The organism is Pseudomonas sp. Colony2 (genome assembly GCF_019382755.1).
Classification (GTDB): Bacteria; Pseudomonadota; Gammaproteobacteria; order Pseudomonadales; family Pseudomonadaceae; genus Aquipseudomonas.
In genome coordinates this window covers 5,579,349-5,585,831 of sequence record NZ_CP080030.1, presented here as the reverse complement: position 1 = coordinate 5,585,831, position 6,483 = coordinate 5,579,349, and the positions used below count along the sequence as shown (strand labels likewise).

General features: G+C 61.9%; 9 protein-coding genes. 6 read left to right on the top strand and 3 right to left on the bottom strand.

The genetic code is table 11. The features are described 5' to 3' along the window. Nucleotides 1–483, bottom strand: a 483-nt coding sequence (locus JV201_RS22390; RefSeq protein ID WP_134327202.1) for an N-acetyltransferase, incomplete at its 3' end; no start/stop codon positions are given. Between the two features lie 146 nt (nt 484–629). Here JV201_RS22390 and JV201_RS22385 point away from each other — a divergent pair. The 4 genes from JV201_RS22385 to JV201_RS22370 are packed head-to-tail and all read left to right on the top strand — an operon-like array spanning nt 630 to nt 3,162. Next, nucleotides 630–1,049: a nuclear transport factor 2 family protein gene (locus tag JV201_RS22385; protein WP_003213104.1), complete on the top strand. Its 420-nt coding sequence runs from the start codon at nt 630–632 to the stop codon at nt 1,047–1,049. Between the two features lie 42 nt (nt 1,050–1,091). Next, the gene (locus JV201_RS22380; RefSeq protein ID WP_003213107.1) at nt 1,092–1,436 is read left to right on the top strand and encodes a YciI family protein; all 345 of its coding nucleotides are present in this window, start codon (nt 1,092–1,094) and stop codon (nt 1,434–1,436) included. Between the two features lie 29 nt (nt 1,437–1,465). Beyond that, the gene (locus JV201_RS22375; RefSeq protein ID WP_003213108.1) at nt 1,466–1,948 is read left to right on the top strand and encodes an SRPBCC family protein; all 483 of its coding nucleotides are present in this window, start codon (nt 1,466–1,468) and stop codon (nt 1,946–1,948) included. Nucleotides 1,949–1,950: 2 nt separating this feature from the next. Beyond that, entirely contained in the window at nt 1,951–3,162 is a 1,212-nt protein-coding gene (locus JV201_RS22370; RefSeq protein ID WP_043225961.1) for an RNA polymerase sigma factor, read from the top strand. 138 nt (nt 3,163–3,300) lie between these two features. On the opposite strand, the gene JV201_RS22365 is transcribed toward JV201_RS22370, so the two are convergent. Next, a complete protein-coding gene (locus tag JV201_RS22365) occupies nt 3,301–4,026 on the bottom strand; it encodes an SDR family oxidoreductase (RefSeq protein WP_008431641.1) in 726 nt (241 codons plus the stop codon). A gap of 111 nt (nt 4,027–4,137) precedes the next feature. On the opposite strand from JV201_RS22365, the gene JV201_RS22360 reads away from it, so the two are divergent. Next, nucleotides 4,138–4,980, top strand: a complete 843-nt coding sequence (locus tag JV201_RS22360; protein ID WP_093206950.1) for a LysR family transcriptional regulator — start codon at nt 4,138–4,140, stop codon at nt 4,978–4,980. Nucleotides 4,981–5,117: 137 nt separating this feature from the next. Here JV201_RS22360 and JV201_RS22355 read toward each other — a convergent pair whose 3' ends face one another. After that, nucleotides 5,118–5,972, bottom strand: coding sequence for a LysR family transcriptional regulator (locus tag JV201_RS22355; RefSeq protein ID WP_178912600.1), 855 nt, complete (start codon nt 5,970–5,972; stop codon nt 5,118–5,120). Between the two features lie 89 nt (nt 5,973–6,061). On the opposite strand from JV201_RS22355, the gene JV201_RS22350 reads away from it, so the two are divergent. Then, nucleotides 6,062–6,483 (top strand): multidrug/biocide efflux PACE transporter (locus JV201_RS22350; RefSeq protein WP_219407215.1); only part of this gene is annotated, 422 nt, incomplete at its 3' end.

The window sequence follows — 6,483 nt, the reverse complement described above, 5'->3', positions numbered from 1 at the left end:
AAACACCCACGCCAACCGGCGCTCATACCCAATCCGCCCCTTATACGCCTCCCCGCTGTCCACCCAACCCTGCTGCAAATACAGCCCCATCGCCGCCACATTGTCCGTGTCCACCGACAGCTCCAGCGCCTTGATCTGCGGCCAAACCAGGCGCGCGGCGGCGGGGAGGGCTTGCAGGCAGGCTTTGCCAAACCCCAGGCCTTGCTGATGGCGATCGACTTGCAACGCATGCAGCGTGGCGCTGTGTTCATCCGCCCAATGGGGCAGGCAGGGTGGGCGTTTGAGCAGCAGGAAGGCCACGGGAATCTCGTCGGCGAGTAACGCAAAGCCTGCCACGCCAGGGTTCGGATTGACCAGCAGGGTGTTCAGCGCACAGTAGATATCGCCGGAAAAACCCAATTGTTCAGGATGCACTTCCAGGGCGTTGAGTTGCTGTTGTTGCAGGGCAGTCAACGTCTGATAGGCGACGAGGCGGGTTTCCATCGGCGTAGCATCCGAAATCCTACAAAGAAGCGCGGATTCTAGCGGGTTTGCGGTAGTCGCAATTATTTTTTGCGGGACTGTCGATTGGCCTGGGGCTCAGTCGACTAAGGGTGTCTTCAGTGATTTTTCCCGCAAGGAGTATCGCCATGAGCACCGCAATCAGCAGCTTGATCGAACAATGGAAACAGGCGGTCACCGCCAAGGATGTCGAGAAGATTGTCAGCTTTTACGCCGACGATATCGTCGCGTTCGACGCCGTTAGCGCCCTGCAGTTCAAGGGCAAGGCCGCCTATCAGGCGCACTGGAAGGCGTGCATGGAGTTCTGCCCGGGCCCTGGGGTCTTTGACTTCCATGAGATGCGTATCGTCGCCGGCGATAACAGCGCCTTTGCCCACTGGCTCGCGCACTGTGGCGGCACCGGGCCCGACGGCGTACTCAAGACCTGCTGGATGCGCGTCAGCGCCGGCTACCAGCGCGTTGGCGGCGAGTGGAAAGTGGTGCATGAACATTGGTCGGCACCCTTCGACATGGAAACCGGCGCCGGTCTGTTCGACCTGAAACCTTGAGCGCCGCGAACTATAGTCAGTTGTCCGAAAACGGAGAATCCCATGAAATACCTCTGCCTGATCTATAGCAACGAACAGGTGCTGCACGATTCGCCCGACAGCCCCAAGGACCCGGAATGTTTCGCCTATGGCCAGTCCGTGCAGGCCAGCGGGCGCATGCTCGCCGCCGAGCCGCTGGAGTCGGTGAGCACCGCCACCACCGTGCGCATGCGCAACGGCAAGTTGTCGATCACCGACGGGCCGTTTGCCGAAACCAAGGAGCAGCTCGCCGGGTTTTACCTGATCGAAGCCAAGGACCTGAATGAAGCGATCCAGGTGGCCGGCGGCATACCGGCGGCCCGGGTCGGCAGTGTGGAAGTGCGCCCCGTGCGTGAATTGAATCTCTGATCACAACAATAAAACCCAGGAGGTTTCCCATGAGCATTCAACCCAAACCCGCCGAATTTGAACTGTCCATCAGTCGCTTGATTGATGCCCCTCGCAGCCGCGTGTTCCGCGCCTGGACCGAGCCGGCCTTGTTGCAGCAGTGGTGGGGCCCACACGGCATGACCACTCCCGAGTGCGAAATGGACCTTTGGGTGGGTGGGCAATTTCGCACGCTGATGCGCGCGCCGGACGGCAGCGAATACCCAACCCAGGGCGTATTCCTGGAGATTACCGCCCCCAGTCGGCTGGTGTTTACCGACGCCTTCACCCCCGGCTGGATCCCTTCGGGCCAGCCATTCATGACCGCAGAAGTTACCTTTGAAGACGTCGACGGCAAAACACTCTATACCGCCCGCGCCATGCACTGGAGCGCCGAAACCAAGCAGGCCCACGAAGCCATGGGCTTTCACGAGGGCTGGGGACAGAGTCTCGACCGGCTGGTGACGCTGGTGACCGAAGGCCTGCGCGATTGACGGTGCAGGCCCGGGTTGAAGCGGTTTATCGCAGCGAATCGCGGCGCATCCTGGCGACCCTGATTCGCTTGCTTGGCGATTTCGACCTGGCTGAAGAAGCCTTGCACGAGGCGTTCTTCGTCGCAGTCGAGCGCTGGGGGCAGGACGGTGTGCCGGATAACCCCCGGGCCTGGCTGGTCTCGACCGGGCGCTTCAAGGCCATCGACCGTTTACGTCGCCAGGCGCGTTTTACCCCGTTGTTGCAGGCGCAAGCCGATGCGCTGGAAGCGGCAGACTGGAGCGTTGAAGACGTGGAAGACGACCGCCTGCGCCTGATCTTCACCTGCTGCCACCCGGCGCTGGCGGCGGATGCCCAGGCGGCGCTGACCTTGCGTGAGATCTGCGACCTCACCACCGAGGAAATCGCCCGGGCGTTTCTCGCCACGCCCACTAGCATCGCCCAGCGCATCGTGCGGGCCAAGGGCAAGATCCGCGAAGCGAAAATCCCCTATCAGGTGCCATCCCTGGCGGAGTTGCCCGAGCGCCTGGACAGTGTGCTGCGGGTGATTTACCTGGTGTTCAACGAAGGCTATTCGGCGTCCATGGGCGCCGACCTGACCCGTGAAGACCTGACCCGCGAAGCGATTCGCCTGGGCCGTTTGCTGATGGAGTTGTTGCCGGAACCGGAAGTGATGGGCTTGCTGGCGCTGATGTTGCTCCACGAGTCCCGGCGCCCGGCACGCACCTCGGCGGGCGGCGAATTGGTGCTGCTGGATGAGCAGGACCGTTCGCTGTGGGATGCGTCGTTGATTGCTGAAGGATGCGCCCTGGTGGAGAAATCCCTGACCACACGCCGCTTCGGGCCCTACAGCCTGCAGGCAGCGATTGCGGCGGTACACGCTGAAGCCGTGAGCGCCGATGAGACTGATTGGCCGCAGATCGTCGGGCTGTATGACGTGTTGCTTGGAGCGATGCCATCGCCGGTGATCGAGCTGAATCGCGCGGTGGCCGTTGCGATGCGCGATGGAGCGCAGGCCGGTTTGCAATTGGTGGACGGCATTCTGGCGCGGGGGGAGTTGGTGGACTATCACCTGGCGTACTCGGCGCGGGGCGAGTTTTGTCGGCGATTGGGGCGAGTGGAGGACGCGCGGCGAGCGTTTGAACGGGCGCTGGCATTGACCCAGCAAGTGCCCGAAAAGCGCTTTATCGAGCGGCGTCTGGCCGAACTCAAATAGTGCAGGCGCCGGAGATCCAAATGTGGGAGCGGGCTTGCTCGCGAATGCGGTGTGTCAGTCAACATTTCAGTGACTGATCCACCGCATTCGCGAGCAAGCCCGCTCCCACATTTGTTCGATGTTGTCTTGATGAATGAGTTACGGCTGCTGACGCGTCGCCGCCAACACGATCTCGCGAATGCACACATGCTGCGGCTGCTGGTAGGCATAGGCAATCGCCGAAGCCACATCATCGGCGCTCAGCACGGTGCCGCCCATGTCCTGTTTCCACGCCTGGTAGCCGGTCTTGATGGCTTCGTCGGTGGTGTGGCTCAGCAATTCGGTTTCCACCGCACCCGGCGCAATGGTGATCACACGCACGTTGTGCGGCGACATTTCTTCCCGCAGGTTTTCCGAAATCCCATGCACGGCGAACTTGGTGCCCACATAGGCGACGTGGTTGGGGAAGGTCTTGCGCCCGGCCACCGAGCTGACGTTGATGATGGTGCCACCCTTGCGCTCGACCATGCTGCCGGCCACCGCATGGATGCCGTTCAGCAGGCCCTTTACGTTGACGTCGAGCATCTGCTCCCACTGTGCCGGGTCCTGTTCGCTGACCGCGCCCAGCAGCATCACGCCGGCATTGTTGATCAGCGCGTCGGCCGGGCCGAATTGCGCTTCAGCTTCCTTCACCGCCGCCACCAGCGCAGCGCGGTCGGTGATGTCGACACCGCGGCTCAAGGTGTTCGGCAACTCCAGCGCATTCAGCCGGTCGATGCGGCGGGCCAGCAGCAACAGCGGGTGGCCGGCGGCCGACAGCAAGCGCGCAGTCGCTTCGCCAATGCCCGAACTGGCGCCGGTAATGATGATCAATGGCTTGCTCATGGTGGAACTCCTGAGATAAGAAAAACAAATAACTGAACGTGGCGCGCAGTATATTTAGCCCTCGGCGGGCTGAAAAATGCCTTATTCCTCTGTCTGTCATCGGTATTAACTATGGATGTGCGTCATCTCAAAGCGTTTCTCGCGGTATTCGAGGAACGCAATATCACCGCCGCCGCCCAGCGCCTGTTCATCAGCCAGCCGACGTTGTCGGTGACCATCAAGCAACTGGAAGAAGAATTGGGCGTGGCGCTGTTTCTGCGCCAGCCACGTGGGGTCGAGGTCAGTGACGAGGCGCGGGTGCTGTACCCGCAAGCCCGGCGCATGGTGGCCGAGGCCGATGCGTTGAGCCGCTTGTTTCGCGGGCGCGAAAACCGCATCGCCCTGGAACTGGGTGTGGAAGGCGATATTGCCGACAGCCAGATCGAAACCTTCCTGCGCATGGCGCACCAGGGCCTGCCGGGTTTGCTGCTGACCTTGCAGGAAGGCTGCGAAGGAGAAGGGCGCCTGGCGGTAGAGGAAATGTGCTGCGAGGACGAATTGTTCCTGCCGCTTTGGGAAGAGTCCTACGTGATGGCGCTGCCGGCTGCGCACCCGATGGCGGCGGGCGGCAAGGAGCAGGCCTGGGCACCGATTGAAGACTGGATTACCTGCCCGCAGCATGATTCCCACCAACGGCTGATGGCCTTGTACGGCCGCTCGCCCCAGGCGGTGGCCGGGCATGCCGGTTCGTTGACCCAGGCATTGCACATGGTAGCGGCCGGTGTGGGCGTGGCGATGTTGCCGCAGTCGCTGGCGGCGGAGCGGGCCGGGGTGGTGATTCGCCCTTGGCACCTGCCGGCACCGACGCGCCGGGTGGGGTTGTGCTTTGCCGCCCAGGCCCTGGAGTTGCCGGCGTTGCGGGCCTTGCATGAGTATTTCCAGAACAACCGCCCGCCGCAGATTGAAGCCGCCTGACGGCGCCTTTGAATGCACCGCAAATTCAATGTAGGAGCTGGCTTGCCTGCGATAGCGGTGGTGACTGACACACCGCTATCGCAGGCAAGCCAGCTCCCACATTTGATCTTCATTGTTGCGAATAGTGTGTTCCGGCGTTATTCCAGCATCTTGCCCAGCAACCAACTGCCGGCCGGGCCGGGCGGATGCTGGCGTGACCACAACGCGTCCACCGCCACCGAGCGCGGCCAGCCCCGGGCCTTGATTTCACACAGATGGCCGCCGCCAAACCGCTCCACCAGCCAGCGCGGCAGCGGTGCCCAGCCAAAACCCAGTTGTGCCATTTCCATCAGCATCAGGTAACTGGGCGCTGACCACACCCGGCCCAGGCCGCGGGTTTCATTCGGGTTGATGATGCTCGCCAGGCGCAGTTCGCGGTGTTGTTCCAGGGTTTGCTGGTCGATGTCCGCAAGGTTCGCCAGCGGATGTCTGGGTGAGACAAACAGCGCGATTTCCGTGCGCTCTTCCACGGTGGTGCTGGTGAGGTCCGGCGGGTAAACCTCCTGCATCTCGATAAACGCAATCTGCGCCCGGCCACTTTGCACCAGGGCGATCAAGTCCTCGCATTCGGCGATCAGGCATTCCAGTTCCAGGTCCGGGTAGCGCTGCTCGAAGGCGCTGAGGGCGGTTTCGAAACGGTCCGACTGGTACGTATCGGACATCGCGATACTCAACTTCGGCTCCAACCCCTGGGACAACTGGCTGGCCGCCAACTCCAGGCGGCTGCTGGCTTCCAGCACCTGCTCGGCGCGTTGCAGCAGCACATGCCCGGCCGGGGTCAGCGTCGGCTTGCGGCTGCTGCGATCAAACAGCACCACATCCAGGTCAATCTCCAGGCTGGCCACCGCCGCGCTGACGGTGGACTGGCTCTTGCCCAGCTTGCGCGCCGCCGCTGAAAACGAACCGTGGGTCGCCGCCTGCACAAACGCCTGAAGCACTTCGTGGGATGCCATGACTATCGCCTTGATCGATGGTTACTGGTTATGAAGTATCGAGTCAAAGGGTAATGATGGCAACCATCGTCACTCACGGAGAACGGGTCATGACACCCACTAAGTCGATTACTGAACGCGTTTGGCAGGCCATTGGTTTTGAAGGTTTGGCCTTGTTGATCTGTACACCGCTGCTGGCGTGGATCATGGATAAACCGGCCCTGGAGATGGGCATGGTGACCTTGGCCATCAGCCTTATGGCACTGGCCTGGAACGTGATTTTCAACGGCCTGTTCGATCGTCTGAAGGCGCGCCTGCAACTGTCCGGCGGGGTGTGGACCCGCGTGCTGCATGCGTTGATGTTTGAAGGCGGGCTGGTGGCGATCTGTGTGCCGTTGATTGCCTGGTGGCTGAACATCAGCCTGATGCAGGCGTTTATCCTCGACATCGGCGTGTTGCTGTTTTTCCTGCCGTACACCTATGTGTATCACTGGGGTTATGACGCGGTGCGGGAGCGGATCATGCAAAAACG

Coding starts and splice junctions, on each gene's coding strand:
- JV201_RS22385 (WP_003213104.1), top strand. CDS start 630: ATGAGCACCGCAATCAGCAGCTTGATCGAACAATGGAAACAGGCGGTC.
- JV201_RS22380 (WP_003213107.1), top strand. CDS start 1,092: ATGAAATACCTCTGCCTGATCTATAGCAACGAACAGGTGCTGCACGAT.
- JV201_RS22375 (WP_003213108.1), top strand. CDS start 1,466: ATGAGCATTCAACCCAAACCCGCCGAATTTGAACTGTCCATCAGTCGC.
- JV201_RS22365 (WP_008431641.1), bottom strand. CDS start 4,026: ATGAGCAAGCCATTGATCATCATTACCGGCGCCAGTTCGGGCATTGGC.
- JV201_RS22360 (WP_093206950.1), top strand. CDS start 4,138: ATGGATGTGCGTCATCTCAAAGCGTTTCTCGCGGTATTCGAGGAACGC.
- JV201_RS22355 (WP_178912600.1), bottom strand. CDS start 5,972: ATGGCATCCCACGAAGTGCTTCAGGCGTTTGTGCAGGCGGCGACCCAC.